Below are 26,058 nucleotides of genomic sequence, written 5' to 3' on the forward strand. Positions count from 1 at the left end.
GGGCGGCGTAGGCGTGCGGCGATCGGCTCAGCTCTGCCAGGGCGTGCTGCGGATGCGCGTGCACGCATTCGGCTTACGGAAGCTGGGATCGTGATCCTCGATGTAGTCGAAATTGACCGTCCCGAACGTCGTCTGCGGCTTCTTCAGCGCCGAGCAGGTCTGCACCTTCAGGAACTCGTTCTTGAAGTCACCGCGCGGAAACGCCGAGATCACCTGGTCGCGCTGCTCCGGCGTGTAGTCGTCATACCCAATGCCGACGACGTCCACCAGGACACCCGCGTTGGTGAGCGCGATTTCCGGCCGCATGAATTGCGGAATGCCGGGCGTGGTGTGCAGCGCGATTGCCTCCCACACCAGATCGGCTTGCGGCTCGGCGATGCCGCGCGCCCGCAAGAACTCACGCGCAGCGTCGGCTCCGTCAACCTCAAATCGCTTTGTCTGCGTGTGGTAATGGTCGACGAGGCCGAGATCGTGAAACAACGCCGCGACATAGAGAAGTTCGGGATCGAATCTAAGCTGCTGACGCAGCCCCTTCATGGCGCCGAAGACGTAGACCCGGACGGAATGGTTGAAAAGCACGTCGTCTTCGTAGCTGCGCACCAGTTCAGCCGCCTCGCGCGCCAGCTTGCTGTCGGGGATTTTGACGCCGGAAATCACACTCATCATCTTCAAGCTCCTGCTTTGCGTTTCGGCTGATGCCGCGCGATCCGTCAGGCCGCCTTCTCGAGCGCGGCCTGCGGAGTATTTCGGAAGCTGATCGACATGCGATTGTACGCATTCATCAGGCTGATTGCGATCGTAAGATCGACAAGCTCGCGCTCGCTGAAGACCTTGCGGGCGGCTTGATAGGCCTCATCGGGCACGTTGGTCTCGGCGACGCGGGTGACAGTCTCGGCCCAGGCGAGAGCCGCGCGCTCGCGGTCGTCGAAGAGATCGCCGCCCTCGGCCCAAGCCTGCAGCAGCGCGAGCTTTTCGACCTTCACACCGCTCTTCAGCAGATCCCGCGTGTGCATGTCGAGGCAGTAGGCGCAGTTGTTGATCTGCGAGATGCGCAGGTAAGTGAGGGTCACCAGCGTCGCGGGAAGCCCGCTCTGCATCACGTAGCCATAGACGCCGCCCAGTGCCTTCGCGCCTGCCGGCGCAATGTGGTTGTAGTTGAGACGTTCACTCATCCGCTTTCTCCTTGATCATCGAGGAAGCCCCTCTTTCCTCCCTCAGATGCCCCTGTCGTGGTCTATAAAAAAGAACCAAGAACGCGAGAAAATCGTGTACCAAGGGTCATGACCAGATCGCTGCGGTTGAAGCTCGACCGATCGGCGAAGACGCCGCTGGCGGAGCAAATCCACAGGGGGATCAGGGCCGCCATCGAGCGCGGCGTGCTCGCCCCGGGCGCGCGCCTGCCCTCATGGCAGGATTTGGCGGCCCAGCTTGGCGTCGCGCGCGGCACCGTGCGCTCAGCCTATGACAAGCTCTCATCGGCCCAACTGATCATCGCGGCCCGCGCGACAGGCACGCACGTCGCCGACCGACCGTCCATTCCCGTGCGGCGGGACAAGGCGCCGGACCCCGGCTCGTTCATGGAGATGTACCAGGAGCTCACGGCGGGGCCGGCGATCTTCCAGATGGGCGTGCCTTCGCAGGAGACCTTTCCTGCGACGCTGCTCGCGCGAATGCGCGCACGGGCAATTCGCGTCGAGATGAGCGCACCTGCGATCTACCCCGATCCGCGCGGCGAGCTGGACTTGCGCCGCGAGATCGCGGCCTATCTTGCGCTGGCGCGCGGGATCGAATGCGCACCGTCCCAGATCATCATCACCAGCGGCTTCAGCGGCGGCCTCGGCCTGGCGCTCCGTGTCCTCGACCTCGGGCAAAGGAAGAAAGTCTGGATGGAGGATCCCGGCTTTCCCTTCACCCGGCACGGCCTCGAACTTGCGGGATTGTCGATCGTGCCAATCAAGGTTGACGCAGATGGGATCGATGTCGATGACGGCCTGCAACAAGCGCCCGACGCCACGCTGGTTGTCGTGACACCGGGGCAGCAGGCGCCGCTCGGATCCACGCTGTCACTGGCACGTCGATCGCGCCTGCTCGACTGGGCAACCCAAAACAACGCGTGGGTGATCGAGGATGACTATCTCAGCGAACTTCAGCTCAAGGGCCGGGCCACGCCGGCGCTCGCCTCGCTCGATCGCGCCGGCCGCGTCATTCACATTGGCTCCTTCAGCAAGACCGTAACGCCTGCCCTACGGCTTGGCTTTGTCGTTGCACCGGCCGCTCTGGCGTCGCGATTTGCCGAGACTGCGGCGTGCCTCGCGCCGGCACCCGGACCAGCGGTGCAGCTCGCCACGGCAGACTTCATCCGCGAGGGCCATTATCTGCGGCATCTGCGGCGCACCAAGCGCGCCTACACCGCGCAAGGCGATGCATTGCTGAAGCAGCTTCGAACGCGCACCACGAACGTTGCGATTGCAGGACTGGCCGCGGTCCTGCGCTTGCCGGACGGAGCGCCTGATCTCGCCATCGCCAGGCAAGCTGCATCGTTCGGACTGGCGCCCACGCCGCTCTCGCTCTGGTATGCCTCGAAGGCTTCGGCGCGTCCGGGACTGTTGCTGGGCGTCGCGACGTCTCCACTCAAAAGGATCGACGCGTCCTGCGACCGGCTCCTTCAGATCATCGACCGTCTGACATGATCCGACTCCGACCTCGGCGGCCTCAACCCGCCCTCGTCACGATCAAAGGTCCGTTGCGGGTGGCGACAACCGTGTGCTCGTATTGAACGGTCGGCGCCTCGGGGCTGCTGTAGAGCGTCCATGGGTCGTCGCCATTCTCCGCCCATTCGGCACCCATGGAGAGGAACGGCTCGACGGTGAACACGAGGCCATCCTTCATGATGCGGCGTTCGGAGCGGTCGGGCCAGGTTGCGATCTCCGTCGGCTCCTCATGGAGCGACAGGCCGACGCCGTGACTGGCCAGATTCCTGACCAGGCTGTAGCCGTTCTTTCGCGCAAATGTCCCGATCGCCTGGCCGATGCCGGCAATCGGCCTGCCGGCGCCAACCTGCTGCAGGCCGGTCCACATCGCCCGCCGGCCGTCCCGGCAAAGACGTTCGATCGCGCGGTTTACGGGGGGAACGGCGAACGAGGCTCCCGTATCGGCAAAGAAGCCGTTCTTCTCGGCTGACACGTCGATGTTCACGAGGTCGCCGCGCGCGATCCGCCGTTCGCCCGGAATGCCGTGAGCGATCTCCTCGTTCACGCTGATGCAGGTCGCCCCGGGAAAATCATAGGCCAGCTCCGGCGCCGAACGCGCGCCAGCGGCCTCCAGCAACTTTCGCCCGATCTGATCGAGCTCGGAGGTGCTCATGCCCGGCTCAATCGCCTTCCCCATCGCCTCCAGCACATTGGCGACGATGCGACCGATCTCTTTCAGGCGCGTCAGGTCGTTGTCATCGGAGATTGTCATGTCAGGGCTCTTGTCCGGGAGGCCCGGACATAGCCCCTGCGAGGCCGGCTTGCAAACGCAGCATGTACGCCAGAATCGTTCGCGCAGCCGCGTCAGCGTTCCGCCAACGCGGGATCGCAAGTCCTGCCAGATCTACATGAAGCCCGGATTGCGCGGAAGGTAACTAACCCAATCTCCGAACTGTCGATTGGACATCAGCAGCATCGGGAACGTCAGATGCATGCCGTGGTCGGTCGCCACCTTGAGCGCCGGCTCGCTCGAACCCGGCAGGAAGGCCGAGATGGTTGCAACATCGCTCCGCGCCGCCAACGAAAGCGCAGCTGCCAAGGCGGGGCCAACCAGATCCGGCCGGCGGACCGCGAGCGGACCAATGTGACCATCCGAAATATAGACATACCCGACGCACTCGCGGCCGGCGTGAATGGTGAACCCGTTCGTCGTGCTGTCGCCGATGAGATATCGATGATGCTTCGCTCTGGAGACGCCGAGAGCGCTGACATCGATCGGCACCAGGTGCTCGAACCGGGCCGTCGCGGCGGCAAGAGGTTCAAGACGCAGCGGCGGCTCGGCCAACCGTGACGCCAGGCGTTCACGAGGCACGCTGACCATGTAGATCAGACAGCGCGGGAATAGTCCGTGACGGATGTAGAGGCCCTGCGACACGTTGTTGAAGGTGAAGGTGATCAACGCTTTGACGGATGCTCCGCGCGTTACCGCGTGAGCGAATGACTTGCCGAGCAATTGATTGCCAATGCCGTCGCTCTGCCGATCAGGCGCCACGAACAGCTGCGCCAAGAACCAAAGCTCGCCACACACCCAACTCCACGCGAAGCCGACAATGTCTCCGTCGTCCTCGGCAACCCATAGACCTTCGGGATCATCGGCGAGCGAAAAGGCTTGAAAATGCTGCGGGCGAGAGGAAGCCATCTTGCCGAACCCCCGCCGTTCCGTGAGTTCGTTGATGCTGGCGACCACGAGCTCGTCGGCTCTCGCCAAATCGTCGCTACAAGCGGGTCGGCACACGACAGCCATTCTCGAATTCTCCCGAAGACGGCCATGAGAGCGACGAAATCCTCAACCGGCCATCAGGCCAGGGGCCGGATGTTCTGGTTCATCCGGAAGAAGTTCGTCGGATCGTATTTCGCCTTGATCCGCTGCAGGCGCCGGTAGTTCGGTCCATAGGCCGCCGCGACAGGATCGCCCGTCTCGTCATCGTCGAGATAATTGACATAGCGGCCGGAGGCGAAGAAAGGTCGCATCCTTTCGTAGGTGTCGCGCGCCCAGGATATGCAGCGGCTGGTATCGCTGGCCTGCATCCACTGCGCGAGAATCAGGAAATTATAGCCCTCCTGCCGATGCGGGAATGCCGTATCCCCGGCATCGACGCGGGCCGCCGCGCCGTGGACGTGTTCGACCAGGAACTGCCCCATGGGAGTCGGGCAGCGCGCGAAGCATTCGATCATGGTCGCAATCGCGCCATCACTGAGCTCCGCGAGGAAGTTCGATTTCCAATAGTTGAAGGCGCCTTTCGGATAGTTGGCGTCGAGCATGCGGTTGAGGTCGCAATAGGGAATCGGCCCGACTGCATCCAGGATCGGAGTCCCGAACTGTTTCAGCGGCCGCACCGCTCGTTCGGCATCCGCCAGCGGTCCGCAGTGACTGGTGACCAGGACCGCGACCTCCGTGCCGGAGCCGTCCGGCGCATGCGTCAGGGATGCAAACAGCATGTGCTCGTCCGCGAGCGACCGCGTGCTGGTCCGGAAGAATTCGAGCACCTCACGGGAGCGTTCGATGGGATGGACAATCGGACCGCCGGTCATGATCGGTCCGACCGTATGAAGATCGTATTCGAGACTGGTGGCGATCCCGAAGTTTCCGCCGCCGCCGCGGAGGGCCCAGAACAGATCGGGCTCCTCTTGCCTGCTGGCGCGCAAAACCTTGCCATCGGCGGTGACGAGTTCGACGGCTCGCAGATTATCCAGTGCCAGACCGTACTTGCCCATCAGCCAGCCCAGTCCTCCGCCGAGGGTCAGGCCGGCAATCCCGGTGGTCGAGACCACGCCGCCGGTGACCGCAAGTCCGTGAAGTTGCGTTTCGCGATTGACCTCGCCCCAGGTGGCCCCGCCCTGCGCCCAAACGGTCTTGCCAACAGGGTCGACCCGGACACCCTTCATGGGCGAGAGGTCAATCATGATCCCCCCGTCGATGGTCGCGCGTCCTGCTACATTGTGGCCGCCGCCGCGAACGGCGACCTCGAGGCCGAGCTTGGTCGCAAGAGCGACGGCGTCAACGACGTCGGCCACGCTGCGGCACCTGGCGATCAATGCCGGCCGCTTGTCGACCAGCCCGTTATGGACCTTTCGCGCCTCCTCATAGCCCTCGTCCGCCGGTTTGAGGAGTTGCCCTCCAAAGGAGGTGCCAAGATCGGCGGCAGCGCTTGCGACAGATGCGATGGACGACATGACCTGATCTCCTCAGCTTGACCCGCCATATCCTTGACCGCGCACTATCTCCGCGCAAATCCGAAGAATTCAGGTGACGATGAATTAGTTTCACCTAGACTGGACGGCATGCACAAGCTCCCGCCCCTGATCGAGCTTCGGGCTTTTGAAGCCGCCGCCCGCCATCTGAGCTTCAAGAAGGCAGCGGCAGAACTCGGCGTGACGCCAACGGCGATCAGCCACCAGATCGGGTTGCTCGAGCTTTATTGCGGTCGCGCTCTGTTCCGCCGCAGACCAAGGCCGCTCTCGTTGACCGATGCCGGAGCGCGGCTTTTCCCCGCCATACGCGGCGGGCTCGAAGTGTTTGCCGCGGCCATTGCGAGCGTCAAGCAGGAAGGCGCCCAACAGCCTCTCCGAGTGACGACAACCAACGCATTCGCCAGCCGCTGGCTCGTGCCCCGCCTGCCCCTGTGGCGCAAGTTGCATCCCGACGTGCCGCTGGAGGTCATCGGCACCGACACGGTGCTCGATCTGCAGGCCGGAGACGGCGACGTCGCCATTCGCTACGCGACCAGCCGAGTACGGCCGACAGACGGCATCGTCGAAGATCTCTTCACCGATACATTCTGGGCCGTCTGCAGTCCGCGCCTGCTTGCAACGGGGCGCGTGATGCGACCGGTCGACCTCGCAAATCACGTCCTGATCCACTCTTATTGGTCGCCGGCCGATCGTGAGCCGCCCACCTGGCAGCGATGGCTCTCCGCGGCTCAGCGCAGATGGCGTGATGTGCCCCCGTTCAAGGACATGCAGCATCTGAGTTTCCGCGAGGAATTGCACGCCATCGAGGCGGTGATCGCAGGACAAGGAATCGGAGTGTTCAGTGATGTGCTGACGGCACACGACCTTGCCGCCGGTACGCTCGTGAAGGCGTTCAAGTTGAGCTTGCCTGGCTACGGCTTCCATGTGGTCAGCAAGGCAGGCCATCCGCGCGAGAGAACCATCCGCGCCTTTTCGGAATGGTTACGGTCAAATCCTTGATCCGCGTCCCTGTGCCGTTCGAGATGTCCACTCCGTGTCCAACGAAAAAACGTGGACCGCCATGCCACCGCAAGTTGTGACCACGCCGATCGTCGTATAGCGTCAGTCACGGTCCCTCACCATACGTAGTCGATCGCTCCATGCTCGCCCGAATATTGCTTCTGCTGGCCTTGCTGTCGCTTCCCGGCGCATTGCGTGCCGAAGGAACCCCGGCCGAGAAACCCGGCTTTGCCTCCAGGCTGACGATCTATCTCGCCAAGGGCGCGCCCGACGCGTGCGGGCCGGGCTGCGACTGCTGGATCGCGATCGAAGGCCAGATCGATCAGGACGCAGCGTCCCGCATTCGCCGCTTCCTCGCCGGCGTCAAGGACCTGCAGCGCCCGATCTACCTCCATTCGCCCGGTGGAAACGTTGAGCAGTCCTATGTCATCGCCCGGCTGCTGCGCAGCCGCAAGGCGATCGCCCGGGTTGGCCGGACGATCGCAACGGCGTGCGCCGCGGGCACGCAGATCGACGCCGCATGCCTGAAGATCAAGAACGCGACCGGCGAGGTCGAGGCCGAACTCAGCACCTATCACGCGATGTGCAACTCGGCCTGCGGCTACCTGTTTCTCGGAGCGACCTCTCGCGAGGTTGCGCCCGATGCCGCGCTGGCGGTCCATAACTCCAGGCTGATCCTCCGGTTTCGAGGCGATCCGCCCCGGAAGTGGTCGCCGAAGCGCGGCGGCGCCGGATCGCCGGCGCCGACCGCGACCGCGCCGCGTTCATTGCGGCGATGGGAATCAGCCGCGAGCTCGATGCGCTGATCAGCACCGTGAAGTTTGAAAGGCTGCACGTGCTGACGCGGCCCGAGCTCTACCGGTTCGGGATCGACACGCGACCGTTGGCCGAGACGACGTGGCGGCTGGAAAAGGGAGCGCGGCCCTTCATCAGCAAGATCGCCGCGGTGAAGAAGGAGAGCGACGCCTCGTTCCGGACCATGGAATGGCGCCTGTACTGCGAAAACAAGAAGCGCGTGCCGCTGATGTTCGCGGGTGAGATCGACGCATCGGCCGCCGGCAAGAAAACGATTCTCATCGCGGCCAGCGCCGACATGAGCAAGCAAGCCGGAGGGCCTCCGGTGCGGTTCGGGAAGTACGAGGTCTGGAACGGCGCCGTCGACCCCGACATGGTCAAGGCGGTACTGGCCTCGCACTCCCTGCAGGTCCGGGAAACCACGCCGGAACCAGAGGGACGGGCTGACGTCACGAGCTTCAACATCGACACGACCGGTTTGGCCTCGGTGTGGACGCAGCTCGGGACGTCCTGCACCTCGGTGGCGACAGGCCCGGCAAAACCCTGGCCGGCGAATTCTCTGCAGCCGACACCCTGGACGGACAATCCATGGACAGCAGGCGGTACCCTGCCGAACGCCAGCGCAACGCCCGCGGCCACGCAGTCGCCGTAGCGCGCAGGCTTGCAAAGCAGTCTTCAAGAGCTGGAGCCTGCCCCTCCCTCAGTTCTCGACCGGCGTGTAGATCACCAGCTTCAGCGCGGGATCGTCGTTGGCCTGGAAGCTGGTGTGCTCGAACCGGAGTACACCCCTGGTCGGATGGTTCATGGTCTTGAGGCCCGCGGCGGTGCTGCGGATGTCGTGGGCTTCCCACCATTTGACGAATTCCGGACTGCCCTGGCGCAGCCTTGTCAGCAGTTCAGCGAATGCGGGATCGCCGGCCCAGACGTCGTGATTGGCGCGGAACATCGCGACCATGCTCCTGGCGACGTCGGTCCAGCTCGCGCCGTAGAATTTTCGCGTCTGCTTGTTGGTCATCACCAGCAGCAGCGTGTTGCGATCCTGCTCGGGCAACTGACCGAAGGCAAAGACCTCTTCGGCCGCCGCGTTCCAGGCCAGCACATCCCAGCGGCGCCCGGTGATATAGGCCGGCTGGGGCAGGCTCTCGATCATCCGCCGAATGGGCGACGGCACGATCTCGCGCGTGAACGCCCCCCTGGCGCCGTCGCGCGCCAGCGCCTTCAAATGCGCGTGCTCGGTCTTGCTGAGGCGGAGTGCGCGGGCCAGCGCATCGACGGTGGTCACCGACGGGCTGACGGTGCGGCCCTGTTCGAGGCGGATGTACCAGTCGACGCCGATGCCGGCGAGCTGCGCGACCTCCTCGCGGCGCAGCCCCGCGGTGCGCCGGCGCCGGCCGACCGGAAGGCCAACGGTCTTCGGCGACAGCTTTTCGCGGCGAGACCTCAGGAAGTCGCCGAATTCAACGCGGCGCGGATCGGCCATGATGTCGCTCCCGCATGGAGGGTCCTTGGAATACTAGGATAATACCAGGCCTTCTTGGCCCGTCCAAGGCGGCGCATATGGGATTCACCGCGACTTTGAGGTGAACATCCATGAAAGCTGCCGTACTCAAATCCCTTGGATCGCCGCTGGTGATCGAGGACGTTCCGAAGCCGACCATCGGAACCGGTGAGGTTGTCGTCGACATCGTCGCCACGCGCGTGCTGTCGTACATGAACGAGGTTTTTGACGGGACGCGCAATTACGCGCTCGATCTGCCTGTTATCCCCGGTCCCGGCGGCATCGGCCGGGTGCGCGCGATCGGCCCGGATGCCACCAAGCTCAGCGTCGGCGACTGGGTGTTTTGCGATCCGACGGTGCGCTCGCGCGACGACACCGTTGCGCCCGATATCGCCCTGCAAGGGCTCACCGCCACCGGCCCCGGCGGCATGCGCCTGCAACAGCATTTTCGCCACGGCTCCTTTGCCGAGCAGATGCGCTTGCCGACCGAGAATGTGAAGCGGCTCGGCGCGATCGCGCCGGAGGAGGCGACGCAATGGTGCGCGCTCGGCACGCTGCTGGTGCCTTACGGAGGCTTTCTCGCTGCCAACCTTAGACCAGGCGAGACCGTGCTGGTGAGCGGGGCCACCGGCAATTTCGGCAGCGCCGCCGTTTCGGTCGCGCTCGCGATGGGCGCAGCCGGCGTGGTCGCGCCCGGCCGCAACGAGAGAATCCTGGCCGACCTCGTCCGCCGCTTCGGCAACCGCGTGAGGCCGGTCAAGCTTACGGGCAATGAAGATCACGACCGCGAGGCGATGAAGCGCGCAGCGCCCGGCCCGATCGATTGCGTGTTCGACATCATGCCGCCCTCGGTGAGCACGGAGGTCGTGCGCGCGGCGATCATGACGGTGCGCCCCTATGGACGCGTCGTGCTGATGGGCGGCGTCGGCATGGCCGGCGGCGCGGGCCTTGAACTGCCCTATCCCTGGATCATGCGCAACTGCATCAGTATCCACGGCGTCTGGATGTACCCGCCCGATGCCGCGAGCCGTCTGATCGCGCTGGTGCGCGCGGGGCTGCTCAGGCTGGAGGAATATGAGACGATGGCCTTCGACCTCGACCACGCCAACGAGGCGGTGGCGCACGCCGCGGCCAATGGCGGGCCATTCAAGCTGACGGTGATCCGGCCTTGAGTCTCAGGGTGCGGCGCAATGGCGATTTTTTTCGCAAGCCCCGCCAAGCACTTGGCTACTGTGCATGGGGTTGTTTTCGCGTTTTTTACTCGAGCTCGATCACCTGGCCGTTCGACAGCGAGACGCGCCGGTCCATGCGCCCGGCGAGCTCCATGTTGTGGGTCGCGATTAGCATCGACACCTTGGTCGCCTTGACCAGCTGCATCAGCGCCTGGAACACGTGATCGGCCGTGTGCGGATCGAGGTTGCCGGTCGGCTCGTCCGCAAACAGCACCCGCGGTGCATTGGCAACCGCGCGCGCGATCGCGACGCGCTGCTGCTCGCCGCCGGACAGCTCGGCCGGGCGATGGGTGATGCGGTCGCCGAGGCCGAGATAGCCCAAAATCTCCTTGGCGCGCTTGACGCTCTCGGACTTCTTCAGACCGCGGATCATCTGCGGCATCATGACATTCTCCAGCGCCGAGAATTCCGGCAGCAGCCGGTGCGACTGGTAGACGAAGCCGATATCGGTGCGGCGGAGCTGGGTGCGCTCGATGTCGGGCAGCTGCGAAGTCGGCGCGCCCGAGACATAGACCTCGCCGGAATCGGGCGCTTCCAATAGCCCCGCGATGTGCAGCAGCGTCGATTTGCCCGAGCCTGACGGAGCGACCAGCGCCACCGACTGGCCGGCCCACAGCGCGAGCTTGGCGCCATCGAGGATCGTCAGCGGCACCTCGCCCTGCAAGTACTGCCGCTTTATCTCGTGGAGATAAATGACCGGAACGTCTTCCGCCCCCTGCTGCTGCTCCATCAACCCCTCACTCGTACCGCAGCGCTTCGACGGGATCGAGGCGCGCGGCGCGCCACGACGGATACAGCGTCGCCAGGAACGACAGCGTCAGCGCCATGATGACGACGGCCGTGGTCTCGCCGACGTCGATCTCGGCGGGCAGTTTCGACAGGAAATAGAGCTCTGGCGAGAACAGCTCGGTGCTGGTCAGCCATGACAGGAATTGCCGGATGGATTCGATGTTGAGGCAGATCACGAGGCCGACGACAAAGCCGACCAGCGTGCCGACCACGCCGATCGAGGCGCCCGTGATCAGGAAGATGCGCATGATCGAGCCCTGCGAGGCGCCCATCGTGCGCAGGATCGCGATGTCGCTGCCCTTGTCCTTCACCAGCATGATCAGGCCGGAGACGATGTTGAGCGCTGCGACCAGCACGATCATGGTCAGGATCAGGAACATCACGTTGCGCTCGACCTGGAGCGCGTTGAAGAAAGTCGAATTGCGCTGCCGCCAATCCACCAGGAACACCGGCCTGCCCGCAGCCTCGGTCACGGCCTGACGGAAGGCGACGATCTGATCGGGATTGGTGGTGAACACCTCGATCGAGGTGACGTCGTTGCTGCGGTTGAAATAGGCCTGCGCTTCCGCAAGCGGCATGAACACGAAGCCGAGATCGTATTCGGACATGCCGATCTCGAACACGGCGACGATCTTGTACGGTTTTATGCGCGGCGTCGTGCCCATGGGCGTCACCGCACCCTTCGGCGCCACCAGCGTGATGCTGTCGCCGGCATGCAGCGACAGCTGGTCGGCGAGGCGCCGGCCGATCGCGACGCCCTGCCCGTCGTCAAAGCCCTCGAGCGAGCCCTGCTTGATGTTCTTGGCGATCGAGGTGAGGTTGTTGAGGTCGTCGGAGCGGATGCCGCGCACCAGCACGCCCGAGGCGTTCCAGGGCGAGGACGCCAGCGCCTGGCCGTCCACCACGGGTGCGGCGAGCCGGATGCCTTTGACCTGGCTGAGGCGGTCGGCGACGTCCTTCCAGTCGGTCAGCGGCGATTCCAGCGGCTGGACCAGGATGTGCCCGTTCAGCCCCAGGATCTTGTCGAGCAGCTCTTTGCGGAAGCCGTTCATCACCGCCATGACGATGATCAGCGTCGCCACGCCCAGCATGATGCCGAGAAAGGAGAACCCGGCGATGACCGAGATGAATCCCTCCTTGCGGCGCGCCCGCAAATAGCGCGCCGACAGCATCCACTCGAATGGCGCAAAAGGCGCGGTTTGCACGGTTTCGGTCATGGTCTCATCCATCGCTCGATAATCCCATGATTCGGGGTCAATTGTGGCCGGATTGGCGGCCGCGATATCGGGCGATGAACAATATTCAGCCGACCAGGCTTATCAGCCCACAAGTCTTGCGACCGCGTCTGCAGGCGACATGGTCTCGCGGGAGCCGTCGGCTCGCCGCTTGATCTCGACCTTGCCGTCAGCGAGCCCCTTCGGGCCGATCATGATCTGCCAGGGGATACCGATCAGGTCGGCGGCGGCGAATTTGGCGCCGGCGCGCTGGTCGGTGTCGTCATAGAGCACGTCGACGCCCTTGGCGGTGAGCTCGGCATAGAGCTTCTCGCAGGCGGCATCGACCGCGGCATCGCCCTGCTTGAGATTGAGAATCGACACGCGGAACGGCGCGACAGCCTCCGGCCATTTGATGCCGGCATCGTCATGGCAGGCCTCGATGATCGCGCCGAGCAGGCGCGAGACGCCGACGCCGTAGGAACCGCCATGGATCGGCACATCGACGCCGTCGGGACCCGCCACCAGGGCCTTCATCGCGTCGGAATATTTGGTCCCGAAATAGAAGATCTGGCCGACCTCGATGCCGCGGGTGTTCACCCGCTTGTCCGCCGGCACTTCCTGCTCGAAGCGCGCGGCGTCGTGGACGTCCTCCGTGGCGGCGTAGACCGAGGTCCATTGCTTGATGATCGGCGTCAGGTCGCTGTCGTAGTCGACGTCCTCGCCCGGCACCGGCAGGTCCAGCACGTCGCGATTGATGAACACACCGGATTCGCCGGTTTCGGCCAGCACGATGAACTCGTGGCTGAGATCGCCGCCGATCGGGCCGGTCTCGGCGCGCATCGGGATCGCCTTCAGCCCCATCCGCGCAAAGGTGCGCAAATACGCCACGAACATCTTGTTGTAGGCGACGCGCGCCGCGGCTTCGTTGAGGTCGAACGAATAAGCATCCTTCATCAGGAACTCGCGGCCGCGCATCACGCCGAAACGCGGACGCTGCTCGTCGCGGAATTTCCATTGGATATGATAGAGATTCAGCGGCAGGTTCTTGTAGGACTTCACATAGGCGCGGAAGATCTCGGTGATCATTTCCTCGTTGGTCGGCCCGTACAAGAGCTCGCGCTTGTGGCGGTCGGCGATGCGCAACATCTCCGGACCATAGGCGTCATAGCGGCCGCTCTCGCGCCAGAGATCGGCAAGCTGCAGCGTCGGCATCAACAGTTCCAGCGCGCCGGAGCGGTCCTGCTCCTCGCGCACGATCTGCTCGATCTTCTTCAGCACGCGGAAGCCGAGCGGCAGCCAGGCATAGATACCGGCGGCTTCCTGCCGGATCATGCCGGCGCGCAGCATCAGCCGATGCGAGACGATCTCCGCCTCTTTCGGATTTTCCTTCAGGATGGGCAGAAAGAACCGCGACAACCGCATGGTAATACTCTGGGAATCAGTGATGGGTTGCAGTGAAACCGGATTGAGAGCGAAAACACAAGACCGGGAATGAGGAAAAGCCGCTAACGCAACGGAATTCCTGTCATTTTTCCCTCGGACTTCAGGTTCAGGCCGAGCTGCGTCTCACGGCGGCGTGACGTCGAGTTCATCTTCGAGCGTGATCTGCTCGAAGTCGGTCACCAGCGCGTCGATCCGCACGTGCCAGCGGCCGGCAAAGGGCAGCTCGACCTTGCGCACATGCCAATAGCCATCGGGCCCGAGCGAGGCCCTTCGCTCCATCGGCTCGATGCCGCGCTCGGGCAGGCTCAGGGTCAACGTCGCCTCCTTGGCCGCCAGCGGCGTCCCTTCGCCGGTCATGAGCTGGAGCACGACATCATTGGCCCCCGCCTTGCCTGGCGAGACCAGGACCTGGAACATCGCCTTGTCGCTATGGATGTGGATCGCCAAAGGCGTCTCCGGCACGATCGTCCGCGGCGGCGGCGTGAAGCGCCAGCCGGCGACCACCGCCAGGATGGCGAGAGCAATCGTACCTTCCAGCACGATCGAGCGCTTGAGCGCGGGCGTCCCTGTCTCGTTCCGGGCCAGAGCCGGAGTCAACCGGAACCGATTGAGCGCGGCCAGCGCCAGCAATCCCGTGACCAGAACTAGCTTGACCGAGAGGATCAGCCCGTAGCGAGTCTCGACCAGCGCTCCAGGCTTTTCGAGCTGCACGATCGCGAGTGCGAGGCCGGTCAAGGCCAACACGCCGACCGCGAGCGCAGCAATGCGGGAAAAGCGGTTCACAATCGCGAGCGTCGCAATCGTCGGCTTCGACACCAGCGCCACGAGCGGCGCGAGAGCACCGATCCAGATGGTGACACCGAGGCCATGAAGAAAGATTGCAGGCCGGGTCAACGCCTCAGGCGGGGCCGTTGCGGCGTGCCCGGTCATGGCGAGCGACAGACCGACGCCGACCAACGCCATGATCGCAAGCGCACGCGCGTACCACGCACTGCGCAGCGCCATCAACGCGAGTAGCATCGCAAGCAGGGCAACCAGCAGCGCAGGGCCGGCGCTGGTCGCGAGGGCGACTTTCCAGGGAGCAGCGGTCGCGAGGGCTGTCAGCGGCAGCCCGAGGAGATCGAGGCCCAAGGCGCCGACGGACGCCAGCGCGCTCGGGAGACCGAGGACGAGCGCCATGCGCGGGACAGCCATGCCGGTCATCGACCACGCAACCCAGCGCGCGAAGAACACGCCGCCGACGCCGACGAACAGCCCAACGTACAGGCCGACGCGCGCCAGCCAGATCAGCGCGTTCAACCCGCTATCCTCAGCGGCGGCAGGCTTCGTCGCGGTCGGCATGCCAATCGAGAAGATCACCGATCCGGTGACGGGATGGCCGTCCTGCGAGATCACGCGATAGCTGACGACCGCGGTCCCCTCAGGCAGATCCGCCGGCATCGCGACCGAAATCGTCTCGCCCGATGCGCTGACGCGCGCATCATCCCGCGCCCTGCCCGCACCATCGATCAGCCGGATCGCGCCCGGCGTTACCGCCTCGTTGAAGCGCAGCTCCACCGCCTTGGGCCCGGTCGCAAGCATGCTGCCGCTCGCCGGCTCGACCGAGACCAGCGCCGCATGCGCCGATGCACCGCTTGCGAAGCCGGCAACGAGGAGCAGCGTCGCAAGCGCGGCGAAGAGGCGCATCAGGGTTTTGGCAGCAGTTTCACGCCCGGCGCCGGCGACTTGCCCTCGGACTTGCCCTCATGTGAATGCCCTGCCCCCGCCGCCGGAATTTCGATCCAGCGGCTGACGCCGGCCTCGCATTCCTGAACGACGGGGAAGTACAGAACCGTGTTCGGCTTCAGGCTGTCGGTCAGGAACGTGCTGAGGACGAATTCGTCATAGTTCTTGTCCGGCAGCTTGCCGCCGGACCACGCCACCTCCTTGACGCCGGAGGAGAGCTTGTTGCCGTGATAGTCGTATTCCCCGGCATATTTGCCCTCGACGACATCGATGGTCCAGCCGGCCTTCGGCATCGGCTTCACCGCGATCACCCCTTCCGGAATCTGCACCCGGATCTTCACCGTCGGCGAGCCCGCGCAGCCATGCGGCACGGTGAAGACGGCCTTGTAGGACGCGCCGACCGTGGCTTGCTTGGTCTCGATCGACACGTGCGCCGCCGCCGGCGAGGTGGCGAGCGCGGCAACCAGGATCAGGCAGGATTGCTTCGACATGTTCGGTCTCCCGAGAGTCCAGATCAATCTCATTTCATCTTCATTCCCGAGTGATCCGGCATTTTCTTCATGTCCATATGACCTGAATGCCCGGCATCGCCAGGCGCCTGCGCGCCGACGCCCTGGACGTCGAGTGAGACCGCGACCTTGCCGGCCTTCTCGAATTGCAGCGTCACCGGCACCTTGTCGCCCTGCTTGAACGCGCCCTTCAGCTCCTGGAGCATCAAATGATTGCCGCCGGGCGCGAGCTTCACCGTCTTGCCGGCATCGATGGCGAGCCCCTTGTCGAGCGGGCGCATCTTCATCACGCCATTGTCCATCGCCATCTCGTGAATCTCGGCCTTGCCCGCGATATCGGCGGACACGCTGACCAGTCTGTCGGCCGCCGTGCCCTTGTTCTCGATGGTCAGATAGCCGCCGGCGACCTTCGCGCCGCCCGGCGTCGCCCGGCTCCAGGCCTGCGAGACGACGAGATCGCCGGCCTTGACGTCGTCGGCGACCGCCGGTGCTGCGGAGATCGCGAGAGCGAACGCAGCGAACAGCACGTTTTTCGAGATTGTCTTCATATCGGTATTCCCTTTGCAGACTGAACTTCAGTGTTTTGAGCGTTGTTGCGCTGACCATTTTTCGAGATCGGCAATTTCAGCCGAGCCTTCGATGGTCGTGACGGTCCCTTCCCGGGAGATGAGCATGGTCCTGGGGATGTCGCCCTGCCAAGCCGGATCGATCTCGAACCGCAAGCGCTCGACAAAGCCGTCGTTGAAGATGAAATTTTCGGTCGACGACAGACCCGCCTTGTCGAGCATCGATTGCGTGGCGGCCGGCAGGTTCGGCACGAGATCGGCGCTGACAGTGACGACGTCGACGTCAGGATGATCCTTGGCAAACTGGCCGAGCAGCGGCAGCTCGACCTTGCAGGGGCCACAGGTCACGCCCCAGAAATGCACGAGCACGGGGCGGCCGGCGTGCCCCCTAAGGACGCTTTGCCAAGTGCCGCGTTCGAATGGCTTCAAAGCGGGAGATGCGGCAAGCGCAGCCACTGAAGCGATCAGAACGACAAGACCCGCAATGCCTACAAATCGAAATCTCATGGTTGGTCCTCGATAGCCTTGAGCCGATAGCCATCCGCCTTCGTCATCCACGACAGGTAAGTCTGCTTGCCGTTGGAGACGAGCAAAGGATGGTCGGACGTGTCGGTCGTGCTCGATATCGTCTTCGGCGGCGACCACGTCTCGCCATCGTCGCGGGAGATCGTCATCTGGACGGAGGTCTTCTCGCCGTCGAACTCCTTCCAGACCATCACCGTTCCCGCCGCGCCCGCGAGCACGAAGGGGCGCGTCGGATTGCGATCCGGCCGCCCCAACGCCATCGGCGAAGAGAACGTGCGGCCTTCGTCGCGCGAGTGCGCGTAGAACAGTCCCTTCCGCGCCTTTCCGTTGGTGTACCAGGCGACGTGATAGGTGCCGTTCGGCGCAACGGTGAGGCTCGGCCCATGGTGTGGGCAGGCATTGATCTGCCAGTCGTCGTTGCTGACCCGGCGGACTTCGCCTGGCGTGGCGACGTCCGTGAAGGTCATCACCGCGTGGTCGCGCACGCCGCCCTCAAAAATGTTCCTGAAGATTGCGACCGGCCGCCCGGACGCAGCGAATGCCAGCCCCAACCGGCAGCATTCGCAGGTGCCCTCACGCGCCAGCTTCGCGTCTGCGTAGGTGGTACCGCCGTCGCTGGACGACGTGAAGAACAGCCCGGCCCCCTCGTACTTCTGTCCCGCTTCCTTCGCAAAAATGCGATTGCGCTTGTCCAGCCACGCCGCAAAGACCGTTCCATCCTGATCGAGCGCCAGCGCCTCGAAACGTTGGCTCTCGTTGCTGGCGGTGATCGGCTTCAGCTCCGCGAAGCTTTTCCCGCCGTCGGCCGAGCGCGTGGTGAACACCTGACCGTTGAAGGCCTCGTCCCTGAAGGTCGAGAACGCGAGCGCGATGCCCCCCTTGCGGTCGACCACGATCTTCGGCCGCGCATCCGGCCCCCAATCGAGGTTCAGCCGCTTCGTCGTGACTTGAGTGGGCGTCGAGAAACTTCGGCCCTCGTCCTGCGAACTTGCGACCGAGACCTGCCCTCCCGCCATCCAGACCAGCCACAGCGTCCCGTCCGGACCGAAGGCGGGCGTCGCCTTGGTCGCACAGCGCAGCGTCGGCTCCTCGCACGCAGCTTCGGACGCGTGCTTGCCGTGCATCTGCCCCAGCGCCGCACCTTGCAGGCATGCGAGAGCGGCTATCGCGAGCAAGCCAGTTCGGATCATGGCCCTATTCCCTTCGAGAGCCCGGATTATTTGAAGGCCACCTTCATACCTGCAACGAACAGGCGTGGCGAGCCCGCATAGATCGACCCCGGTGCCGTGCTTGCGAGCGTGTTCCCTGGAATTTGCAGGCCGGCCGCCGTCACGGTGTTTGCGATGTTGTTTGCCGGCGCAACATAGGTGCGATCGAATACGTTCCTGACCTCAAGAAACAGATTGAGTGACTTGAAGGTGTCCGACACCAAGTCGGTCTTGTAATGGACGTTCACATTGACCAGTTCGTAGCCCGGCGCCTTCAGCAGATTCGCGTTGTCCATGTAGAAAGAGTCCTTCCACTGGACCTCGACGAAGCCACCGAGACCTGCCAGCGACCCGGCGAACTCGTCGTAGCCAATTCGAGCCGTCAGCTCGTTAGGCGAGATACCGGGAATTTTATTGCCGGCACGGTTGAAGCTGAAGACGGCGCCATTGGTGATGTTCTCGACATATTCGGTGTAGACCTCGTCGAGATAGGTGTACGCCGCCATGAACCGCCAGCCCGGAGAGAACTTCCAGTCGGCGGCAAGCTCGAGGCCCCGATGCTCCGATCGCGGCGCGTTGAACGAGTAGTTTACACCCGCGACCGACGTCGCCTGGTTGACGATCTCGTTACGGAAAAACTCGTAAAAGCCGGTCGCGCTGAGCTTGAACGCGCTGTTCGGCGTCCAATCGAAACCGAGATCGTAGCCAAGATTCTTCTGGGCCTGGAGCTGGGTATTGTTGCCCGGCAATCCCGTCTGAGCGACGAAAAGATTTGAGACCTGCGGTGTGCCATACCCCGTGGCAACGCGTGCCCGGAACAGCCATTCGTTGTTGAGGTTGTAGAGCAACGCCAACTCTGGCGCAGTATTTTGAAACTGCCGGTCCGCGGTCGTCGGCGTCGTCGTGGTGATGCCGGTGGGACCAGCATATGAATAGGCCGTGTTGGTGCCCTTGAGCAAGGTCGTCTCCCAACCGATGCCCGCAACGGCCGTTAGCGACGATGTAAGCTTGAGCTCTTCCCTGGCACGAACACCATAATTGGTCGTCTCGCTGTAGAGATTGCTCGACAGCCTGCCGAGCGTCGCGTTGCCTCCCGGCATCACGTTTCGCGTATCGCTCGATGCCGTCAGGGTGTTGTAGAAGGCGCCGAAGAACGCGGTGGACTCCAGGCCGAGAATCTCTCCTCGCTTGGTGAGATCACTCATGTAGTTGTAGGACGGGAAGTCGCCGATCGAGCTGGTGGAGCCAGTTGGCTGACTGATGTTCCGGTCGTCGAACACGAACTGGTTGCGCCAGGTCGTATTGTTGTCGAAATCGTGCTCCCACCGGCCCCCGACGATGGTGCGGCGGTCGTTGCGGCCGAGCCCGGCCTGTACGGCCGTCTCCGTATCGGTCCCGGCGGTCGCGTTGAAGCCATTGTTGAACAGCCTGACCGTACCGCATCCGGGCGCCGCCGTGGCACCGGTCGCACAGCCCTGCTGGAAGGGATTGGTGTAGAATTGGTTCAGCGACTGTCGAAGCGGCAGCCGCGCGCTGAGATCGTTGTTGATGATCTTGACCGTGAAGCGGTCGTCCGGCGTCGCCTTGAGCGTGCCGAGGAAGTTGACGGTCTGCGTATTGAACCAACTATTGCCGATATAGCCGTCGCCTCGGGTGTCGCTCGCAAACAGAGAACCCTCGAAATTCCCGACCTTCTTGCCGGCCGCAAGGTAATTGTTGAGGTAGCCATAGCTGCCGCCGTCGACGCCGTATTCGACGCCGTCGATCGTGCCGCCCGGCCGTGTGCGGAAATTGAGCGCGCCGCCGGTCGCATAATTGCCGTAGAGCGCCGATGAGGGGCCGCGGATCACGTCGATCGCGCCATAGGCATGGGGATCGATCAGGTCGCTACGCGACAGTCCGTCCGGCTGCGTGACGGGGAAACCGTCGTCGAAGATCACGAGATTGCGGATGCCGAAACCGTTTCGGGCGTTGGATCCGCGAATCGAGATGCCGAAATCGCGCGGACCATTACCCTGCTTGATCGAAATGCCCGGACTGTCCCGCAAGACGTCGCTGACCGAAAACGAGGGCCGGTTGTCGAACTGGCTGCGATCGATGGTCGTCGCGGTCTGACCGGCCGGCGCCTGATTGAGACCGGCCCGCACTGCGCCGGCGGACATTGTGTTGTTCTGCCCCTGGGCGCCATCGGTCGCGTTCGGCGCGACCGGCCTCGCTGCGCGCGCCGCCGAAGTGGAGCGCTGCCGCGTTGACCGGGTGATTGGCTTGGGACGGGACGTCTTGGGCGCCTCGACCGTCACCGCGGGAATCGCTTCCGAGGCAGCCTGGGCGAGCGCGTCTGAACCGATCGGGGACACCAGTCCGAAAAGCACGGGCAAGCCCGCGCGCCCGATCGCACGAATGCGTAACATCTCTTGAATTCCTGACATCCGGCACCTCGACCGGTCCATTGAGCACGCCCATCGGCACAGCAACGGCGCGCGCCAATGGTTCGGTTTGTCGCTACGTCAGGAAAATTGAGGTGGGGCGCGGGCCTGGGCGCTCGACCCCCTGGGAGCGGCGATGGCGGACGCATCCGCCGGCTGCCACACCACGCGCGCGGCATGGCGGAAGGGAATCGAGAGTGCCGCGTGCGTCGGCGAATCCAGCGACGCGCCCGCCTGGGCCAGGCAACACAGGGCGCACGCACCCGCATGCGCGGTCGGGGTCCCCGTCCGTTCGTCGAGGCCACCCTCCTCGCTCACGCTGTGGCAGATGACGGCGGCAGACAGCGGATCGGCGATGGCTTGGCCCGTCGCCCAGCACGCGGCAATCGGCGCCAGCACCTGCATCACCAAGGCGAGCAGGACCAGGGGTAGGAATTTCTGTAACCGCGCGCGCATCCGCCGAACCGTTCGTTCGTCTGCTAACTAAACACCGCGCCGGGCCCAAGTCGAGATCAGTTCCGCCGCCTTCTTGGCCCAGCGCAAATTTGTCGGAAAAGCGTGGTCCGGACGACCTCACCATGGGCTCGGGGGCCGGCATTTGAGCCAAATCAAACGGCCCGACATCCACAGATTTCTTATATTTGTCATATACTTGCGGGGAAAAAAGCCCGATCATTTCGTCTATTGCTCGAATTTTGAACATTCGTTGCCGAAAATGATGACAAGTGAGAAAAGTTGATCTAGCATCCCCCTTGCTCAGGCTGGCCGTGAGGTCGAAGTCTGGTGGTCCAAGTCTCGGGAGGAGCCCCTGGCGCGCAAAACGCAGCGTCGCCCCGTCAATCAAGAGCAAATCTTAGAATCGGGGATAATAGGGTCGACACAATTTTTGAGCGGGGCCAGGGCCCCGCTCTTTTTTTGTCCGCATGGCACTTTCGCCGATGAATATGCCCTCCAATCCAGTCGAACTCAGCTTTGAACTCGCGGCCTCGCGCTGCGCGGATCTCACGCCCCTCGTCTACCAGCGCCTGTTCGACGAGCATCCCGAAACGCAGGCCATGTTCCGCTCGGAGGGCGGCGACCTCGTGAAGGGATCGATGCTCGCGCTGACGATCGAGGCGATTCTCGATTTCGCCGGGATGCGTCATGGGCATTTCCGGCTGATCGCCTGCGAGGTTGCCTCACACGACGCCTATGGCACGTCGCCCCAGCTGTTCACCGCCTTCTTCACCATTATCAGGGATACGCTGCGCGATCTGCTCGGCGATGAATGGTCGATCGAGATCGCGCAAGCCTGGGACAAATTGCTCGTCGACATCGACGCACTCGCCGGCACGACGGCCTGACGCTTTGCGCTGCACCAACGCGGCGTGCTGCGATGGCGCGTGTGATTGCAGATTGAGTGGCATCAACTCTTGTGAGACACTTTCGACATCGGTTGCGCAATCAATGACGCGCCGACGATAAAATTTATGGGAGCGAGCGATGTCCGGGACGAAAGATTTCTCGACGACGAGGCGCGATCTTCTTCAGGCGGCTGCGACCGCCGGCGCCGGAGCTGCCCTCCTCGGCAGCATGGGCATAAACCCCGCATTGGCCGCCGAGGTCGGGCGAAGCGAGAAGCCGTTGAAGGCGGCGTTCTCCAATGCGGGCCTGCAGGCTACATGGTGCGCGCAAGGAAAGCAGGCCGCCGAATTCTGGGGCAAGCTGTTCAACGTCGAAGTCACCTGGTTCGACGGCCAGCTCGACGCCGTGAAGCAGCGCGCGGCCATCGACAACATGGCCTCGCAGAAATGGGACTTCGTCGCGATCCAGGCGTTCGGTATCGGCACCCTCACCCAGCCCGTGCAGAAGATGATCGACGCCGGCACGCCCGTGATCGACATGGACACGCTGATTGCGCCGCTCGACCAGATCAACGTCCACTCCTTCCTCGCTCCCGACAACGAGTTCATGGGCGCCTCGGTGACCCAGGCGCTGTGCAACGCGATGGGCGGCAAGGGCAAGATCATCATGACGCAGGGCGCGCTCGGCCACACCGGCGCGCAAGGGCGCGCAAAGGGCTTCACCAACACGGTGAAGCAATTCCCCGGGATCGAGGTGCTCGACACCCAGCCGGCCGACTGGGACGTCTCCAAGACGGCGCGCCTCTGGGAAACCTATCTGACCAAGTATCCGCAGATCGATGCGGCGTTCTTCCACAATGACGACATGGCGCTCGCCGCGGCCAACATCATGAAGGCACGCGGCCGCACCAACATCCTGATCGGCGGGGTCGATGCCATGCCGCCGGCGATTCAGGCGGTGAGCGAAGGACGCATGTTCGCGACCGTCCGCAATCCGTCCTGCCGCATCCATGGCGGCGCGATCATCGCGGGCGTCTCCGCCGTGGTCGGCGGCGAGAAGAGCGGACAGGGCATTCCCAAGAACGTCGTCACCGACGGCCCGGTCGTGACCAAGGCCAATGCCGCCGGGATGCAGTGGATGCAGGATCACTTCCTGATCTGAGCTTCCATGCCCGAGGTGCGTTCGCCCATCCTTGAACTGCAGGGCATCACGAAGAGCTTCGGCGGCGTCGAAGCGCTTCGTGGTGTCGACTTCGCGCTCCATCCCGGCGAGATCCACGGTCTCGTCGGCGAGAACGGGGCTGGAAAAAGCACGCTGATGAAGATCATCGCCGGCGTGCACACCGAATTCTCCGGCCGCTTCCTGATCGATGGGAAGGAGACGCATTTCCGCTCGGCGCGCGATGCGCATGCGGCCGGCATTGCCATGGTGCACCAGGAGCTCTCTGTCGCGCCCGACCTCACGGTCGCCGAGAACGTCTTCCTGGGCAACCAGCCAACCAACGCCCTTGGCCTCGTGCAATGGCGACGGATGGCGCGCGAGGCCGGCGAGCAGCTCGCCCGCTTCGGCATCGACGTCGATCCGATGAGCCGGCTGGGTGACTTGCCCATCGGGCTGCAGCAGCTGATCGAGATCGCGCGCGTGCTGTTCTCCGGTGCCCGCATCGTGATCCTGGACGAGCCGACCTCCGCCCTCTCCCCGCCCGAGGTCGAGCGGCTGTTCGCAACGCTGCGGCGGCTGCGCGAAGAAGGCACCAGCATCGTCTTCATCTCGCATTTCATCGAGGACATCCTGCGCGTGTCCGACACGGTGACCGTGTTCCGCAACGGGCGGAAAGTCGCGGAGACGGCCAGCGCCGCCACCAGCAAGGGCGCGCTGATCGAGGCCATGATCGGCCGCGGCGGCGAAGCGCTCGAGCACAGCTACACCGACGACCTGCTGCTGCCGCAACCGAGCGACAGCGCGGTGGTTCTGAAGGTCGACCAGCTGACGCTCGCCCGCAGCCTGAAGGACATCTCCTTCGAGGCCCGCGCTGGCGAGGTGCTCGGCATCTACGGCTTCATGGGCTGCGGCCAGCAGGAGCTGTCGCGCATCCTGTTCGGCAAGCTGAAGCCTGATAGCGGCGCGCTTCTCGTCGAGGGTCAGCCAAAAACCTTTGCCAGCACGGCGGCGGCGCGGCGCGCCGGCGTGGCGCTGGTGCCGGAGAGCCGCCGCGACATGCTGTTCCACCAGGAGCCGGTCTACAAGAACATCTCGATCAGCATTTTGGACCGCATCTCCTCCCTGCTGCTCAAGCCGGCGCAGGAGCGCGATATCGCGAAGCGTCAGGTCGAGCAATTGCAGATCCGGCCGCCGGTGGTCGGCCTCGATCTCGGCATGCTCTCCGGCGGCAACCAGCAGAAGGTGGCGCTGGCAAAATGGCTGACCTATCCGCCCAAGCTCCTGGTGCTGTGCGAGCCAACCCGCGGCATGGATGTCGGCGCCAAGAACGACGTCATCAACATCGTTCGCGACCTCCGCGCCAAGGGGCTTGCGATCATCGTGCTGTCGACCGAGCCGGAAACGGTGCTGTCGCTGGCCGACCGCATCCTCGTGCTCAAGCGCGGCGCACTGGTGCGGGAATTCAGGAACGAGCCGGTCAGCAAGGACCGCCTGCTGGAAGCGGCGTGACGGAGAATCACAATGACGAGCAGTGAGACGGCTTTGGCGGCGGGGCAGCGGGCGCGCGGGCTGGCGCCCTTCCTGCGCTCGCAGATGCGCAACATCGCCCCGTTCCTCACCCTGATCTTCCTGTCCGGCTTCTTCGCCTTTGCCAGCCCCTCCTTCGCGACGCTCGACAATCTCGGCAACATCCTCACGCAAGTGTCGGTCACCGGCATCATCGCCGTCGGCCTCACCTTCGTGATCCTGTGCGCCGAGATCGACCTCTCGATCGCCAGCATCGCCAATGTCACGGGCATCGCGGTCGCCTACTTCACGCTGCAGGAATCCTACGTCAACATCGCCAACATTCCCCTCCCCGGCGCGGTCGCCATCTTGCTATCGATCCTGCTCTGCGCCTTGCTCGGCCTCGTCAATGCGCTGGGGGTGACCGTGATCGGCATCCCCTCCTTCATCATGACGCTGGCGATGATGCAGATCGCCGCCGGCATCTCGGCGCTGCTGGTGCGCGGCCAGATCGCCTACAAGGTGCCGAGCCTGATCACCACGCTCGGCTCAGGCTCGATTGGCGGCATCCCCTGGCTCGTCATCATCGCCGCGCTGATGCTGCTCGGCGGGCATCTGGTGCTGACCTACACGCGCTTCGGCCGCTACGTCTACATGGTCGGGGGCAATCGCGAGGCGGCCGAATATTCCGGCCTCAACGTCAAGCTCATCCTAGGCGCGGTGATGGTGATCTCGGCGGTGTGCTCGGGCATCGGCGGCATGCTCGGCGTCGCCCATTTCGGCAGCGCGCAGCAGAACGAGTTCGACACCTATCTGCTCGACTCCATCGCCGCTGTCGTGGTCGGCGGCACCAGCCTGTTCGGCGGCCGCGGCGGTATCGGCAACACCATCGTCGGGCTGTTCGTTCTCGGTGTTCTCAACAACGGCCTCGACCACGTCAACATCGACAGCTTCCTGAAGATCCTGATCCGCGGCCTGATCCTGCTGGCAGCGCTGGTCATCAACGTCTATGCGCAGCGGCTGAGAGAAAAGGCGGCGGACTAGACAGTCCTCAAAACAAAAACTGCGAAAACAACCCCATGCACAGTAGAAACTGTGAGGAAATTCAGCTGCTTATCGAAGCCGCAAGTGCGTGAGCGCACCACACCGGGATTTGACCCGTCGGGCAAAACA

Annotated in this window: 25 protein-coding genes; 9 read left to right on the top strand and 16 right to left on the bottom strand. The window is 64.0% G+C overall.

Annotated elements, in window-relative coordinates; genetic code table 11:
- Nucleotides 1-27: 27 nt before the first annotated feature.
- Together GGD61_RS29345 and GGD61_RS29350 are read right to left on the bottom strand one after the other, a co-directional pair.
- Nucleotides 28-666: an HD domain-containing protein gene (locus tag GGD61_RS29345; protein ID WP_183231704.1), complete on the bottom strand. Its 639-nt coding sequence runs from the start codon at nucleotides 664-666 to the stop codon at nucleotides 28-30.
- A 44-nt stretch (nucleotides 667-710) separates the two neighbouring features.
- Nucleotides 711-1,172, bottom strand: a complete 462-nt coding sequence (locus GGD61_RS29350) for a carboxymuconolactone decarboxylase family protein (protein ID WP_018320193.1) — start codon at nucleotides 1,170-1,172, stop codon at nucleotides 711-713.
- A 108-nt stretch (nucleotides 1,173-1,280) separates the two neighbouring features.
- Here GGD61_RS29350 and GGD61_RS29355 point away from each other — a divergent pair, with 108 nt between their 5' ends.
- The gene (locus tag GGD61_RS29355; RefSeq protein ID WP_092257213.1) at nucleotides 1,281-2,690 is read left to right on the top strand and encodes a PLP-dependent aminotransferase family protein; all 1,410 of its coding nucleotides are present in this window, start codon (nucleotides 1,281-1,283) and stop codon (nucleotides 2,688-2,690) included.
- A 22-nt stretch (nucleotides 2,691-2,712) separates the two neighbouring features.
- Here GGD61_RS29355 and map read toward each other — a convergent pair whose 3' ends face one another.
- From map to GGD61_RS29370, 3 genes are all read right to left on the bottom strand, one after another.
- On the bottom strand, nucleotides 2,713-3,462 hold the full coding sequence (gene map, locus GGD61_RS29360) for a type I methionyl aminopeptidase (RefSeq protein ID WP_092257216.1): 750 nt from the start codon (nucleotides 3,460-3,462) through the stop codon (nucleotides 2,713-2,715).
- A 132-nt stretch (nucleotides 3,463-3,594) separates the two neighbouring features.
- A complete protein-coding gene (locus GGD61_RS29365) occupies nucleotides 3,595-4,494 on the bottom strand; it encodes a GNAT family N-acetyltransferase (protein ID WP_177237141.1) in 900 nt (299 codons plus the stop codon).
- A gap of 53 nt (nucleotides 4,495-4,547) precedes the next feature.
- The gene (locus tag GGD61_RS29370; RefSeq protein ID WP_092257220.1) at nucleotides 4,548-5,924 is read right to left on the bottom strand and encodes an FAD-binding oxidoreductase; all 1,377 of its coding nucleotides are present in this window, start codon (nucleotides 5,922-5,924) and stop codon (nucleotides 4,548-4,550) included.
- Nucleotides 5,925-6,032: 108 nt separating this feature from the next.
- Here GGD61_RS29370 and GGD61_RS29375 point away from each other — a divergent pair, with 108 nt between their 5' ends.
- The 3 genes from GGD61_RS29375 (at nucleotide 6,033) to GGD61_RS40780 (ending at nucleotide 8,388) form a co-directional block, all read left to right on the top strand.
- Nucleotides 6,033-6,941: a LysR substrate-binding domain-containing protein gene (locus GGD61_RS29375; protein ID WP_092257223.1), complete on the top strand. Its 909-nt coding sequence runs from the start codon at nucleotides 6,033-6,035 to the stop codon at nucleotides 6,939-6,941.
- A gap of 140 nt (nucleotides 6,942-7,081) precedes the next feature.
- Nucleotides 7,082-7,747: a hypothetical protein gene (locus GGD61_RS40775; protein WP_246786077.1), complete on the top strand. Its 666-nt coding sequence runs from the start codon at nucleotides 7,082-7,084 to the stop codon at nucleotides 7,745-7,747.
- Nucleotides 7,648-8,388 carry a hypothetical protein gene (locus GGD61_RS40780; RefSeq protein ID WP_246786078.1) on the top strand — a complete coding sequence of 247 codons (741 nt, stop codon included), beginning with the start codon at nucleotides 7,648-7,650 and terminating at the stop codon, nucleotides 8,386-8,388. The genes GGD61_RS40775 and GGD61_RS40780 overlap by 100 nt, the downstream gene beginning before the upstream one ends.
- A gap of 48 nt (nucleotides 8,389-8,436) precedes the next feature.
- Here the strand turns inward: GGD61_RS40780 and GGD61_RS29385 are convergent, their stop codons facing one another.
- Nucleotides 8,437-9,216, bottom strand: a complete 780-nt coding sequence (locus tag GGD61_RS29385; RefSeq protein WP_092257230.1) for a helix-turn-helix transcriptional regulator — start codon at nucleotides 9,214-9,216, stop codon at nucleotides 8,437-8,439.
- Between the two features lie 110 nt (nucleotides 9,217-9,326).
- On the opposite strand from GGD61_RS29385, the gene GGD61_RS29390 reads away from it, so the two are divergent.
- Nucleotides 9,327-10,406: a zinc-binding alcohol dehydrogenase family protein gene (locus tag GGD61_RS29390; protein ID WP_183231705.1), complete on the top strand. Its 1,080-nt coding sequence runs from the start codon at nucleotides 9,327-9,329 to the stop codon at nucleotides 10,404-10,406.
- 85 nt (nucleotides 10,407-10,491) lie between these two features.
- Here the strand turns inward: GGD61_RS29390 and GGD61_RS29395 are convergent, their stop codons facing one another.
- The 10 genes from GGD61_RS29395 to GGD61_RS29440 form a co-directional block, all read right to left on the bottom strand.
- Nucleotides 10,492-11,196 (bottom strand): ABC transporter ATP-binding protein, encoded by a 705-nt coding sequence (locus GGD61_RS29395; protein ID WP_092257239.1) that lies wholly within the window; start codon nucleotides 11,194-11,196, stop codon nucleotides 10,492-10,494.
- Between the two features lie 7 nt (nucleotides 11,197-11,203).
- The gene (locus GGD61_RS29400) at nucleotides 11,204-12,484 is read right to left on the bottom strand and encodes a lipoprotein-releasing ABC transporter permease subunit (RefSeq protein WP_018320183.1); all 1,281 of its coding nucleotides are present in this window, start codon (nucleotides 12,482-12,484) and stop codon (nucleotides 11,204-11,206) included.
- Between the two features lie 90 nt (nucleotides 12,485-12,574).
- Nucleotides 12,575-13,894, bottom strand: coding sequence for a proline--tRNA ligase (gene proS / locus GGD61_RS29405; RefSeq protein ID WP_018320182.1), 1,320 nt, complete (start codon nucleotides 13,892-13,894; stop codon nucleotides 12,575-12,577).
- 144 nt (nucleotides 13,895-14,038) lie between these two features.
- On the bottom strand, nucleotides 14,039-15,601 hold the full coding sequence (locus GGD61_RS29410) for a CopD family protein (RefSeq protein WP_092257242.1): 1,563 nt from the start codon (nucleotides 15,599-15,601) through the stop codon (nucleotides 14,039-14,041).
- A complete protein-coding gene (locus GGD61_RS29415) occupies nucleotides 15,601-16,131 on the bottom strand; it encodes a YcnI family protein (protein ID WP_092257245.1) in 531 nt (176 codons plus the stop codon). The genes GGD61_RS29410 and GGD61_RS29415 overlap by 1 nt, the downstream gene beginning before the upstream one ends.
- A gap of 29 nt (nucleotides 16,132-16,160) precedes the next feature.
- Nucleotides 16,161-16,697: a copper chaperone PCu(A)C gene (locus GGD61_RS29420; protein WP_092257248.1), complete on the bottom strand. Its 537-nt coding sequence runs from the start codon at nucleotides 16,695-16,697 to the stop codon at nucleotides 16,161-16,163.
- Between the two features lie 27 nt (nucleotides 16,698-16,724).
- Complete coding sequence (locus GGD61_RS29425) at nucleotides 16,725-17,222, bottom strand: TlpA disulfide reductase family protein (RefSeq protein WP_092257251.1); 498 nt, start codon at nucleotides 17,220-17,222, stop codon at nucleotides 16,725-16,727.
- Nucleotides 17,219-18,430 carry a sialidase family protein gene (locus GGD61_RS29430; protein WP_092257255.1) on the bottom strand — a complete coding sequence of 404 codons (1,212 nt, stop codon included), beginning with the start codon at nucleotides 18,428-18,430 and terminating at the stop codon, nucleotides 17,219-17,221. The genes GGD61_RS29425 and GGD61_RS29430 overlap by 4 nt, the downstream gene beginning before the upstream one ends.
- A gap of 26 nt (nucleotides 18,431-18,456) precedes the next feature.
- Nucleotides 18,457-20,859, bottom strand: a complete 2,403-nt coding sequence (locus GGD61_RS29435; RefSeq protein ID WP_183231706.1) for a TonB-dependent receptor — start codon at nucleotides 20,857-20,859, stop codon at nucleotides 18,457-18,459.
- 96 nt (nucleotides 20,860-20,955) lie between these two features.
- Nucleotides 20,956-21,330: a DUF2946 family protein gene (locus GGD61_RS29440; RefSeq protein ID WP_092257261.1), complete on the bottom strand. Its 375-nt coding sequence runs from the start codon at nucleotides 21,328-21,330 to the stop codon at nucleotides 20,956-20,958.
- A gap of 482 nt (nucleotides 21,331-21,812) precedes the next feature.
- On the opposite strand from GGD61_RS29440, the gene GGD61_RS29445 reads away from it, so the two are divergent.
- The 4 genes from GGD61_RS29445 to GGD61_RS29460 all read left to right on the top strand — a co-directional run bounded on the left by GGD61_RS29445 (nucleotide 21,813) and on the right by GGD61_RS29460 (nucleotide 25,929).
- Nucleotides 21,813-22,217: a globin gene (locus GGD61_RS29445; RefSeq protein WP_177237142.1), complete on the top strand. Its 405-nt coding sequence runs from the start codon at nucleotides 21,813-21,815 to the stop codon at nucleotides 22,215-22,217.
- Nucleotides 22,218-22,356: 139 nt separating this feature from the next.
- Entirely contained in the window at nucleotides 22,357-23,379 is a 1,023-nt protein-coding gene (locus tag GGD61_RS29450; protein WP_018320172.1) for a sugar ABC transporter substrate-binding protein, read from the top strand.
- 6 nt (nucleotides 23,380-23,385) lie between these two features.
- The gene (locus GGD61_RS29455) at nucleotides 23,386-24,888 is read left to right on the top strand and encodes a sugar ABC transporter ATP-binding protein (RefSeq protein ID WP_092257268.1); all 1,503 of its coding nucleotides are present in this window, start codon (nucleotides 23,386-23,388) and stop codon (nucleotides 24,886-24,888) included.
- Between the two features lie 12 nt (nucleotides 24,889-24,900).
- Nucleotides 24,901-25,929, top strand: coding sequence for an ABC transporter permease (locus tag GGD61_RS29460; protein ID WP_183231707.1), 1,029 nt, complete (start codon nucleotides 24,901-24,903; stop codon nucleotides 25,927-25,929).
- Nucleotides 25,930-26,058: the final 129 nt, after the last annotated feature.

Origin of the sequence: Bradyrhizobium sp. SBR1B (assembly GCF_014198205.1) — a bacterium.
Classification (GTDB): Bacteria; Pseudomonadota; Alphaproteobacteria; order Rhizobiales; family Xanthobacteraceae; genus Bradyrhizobium.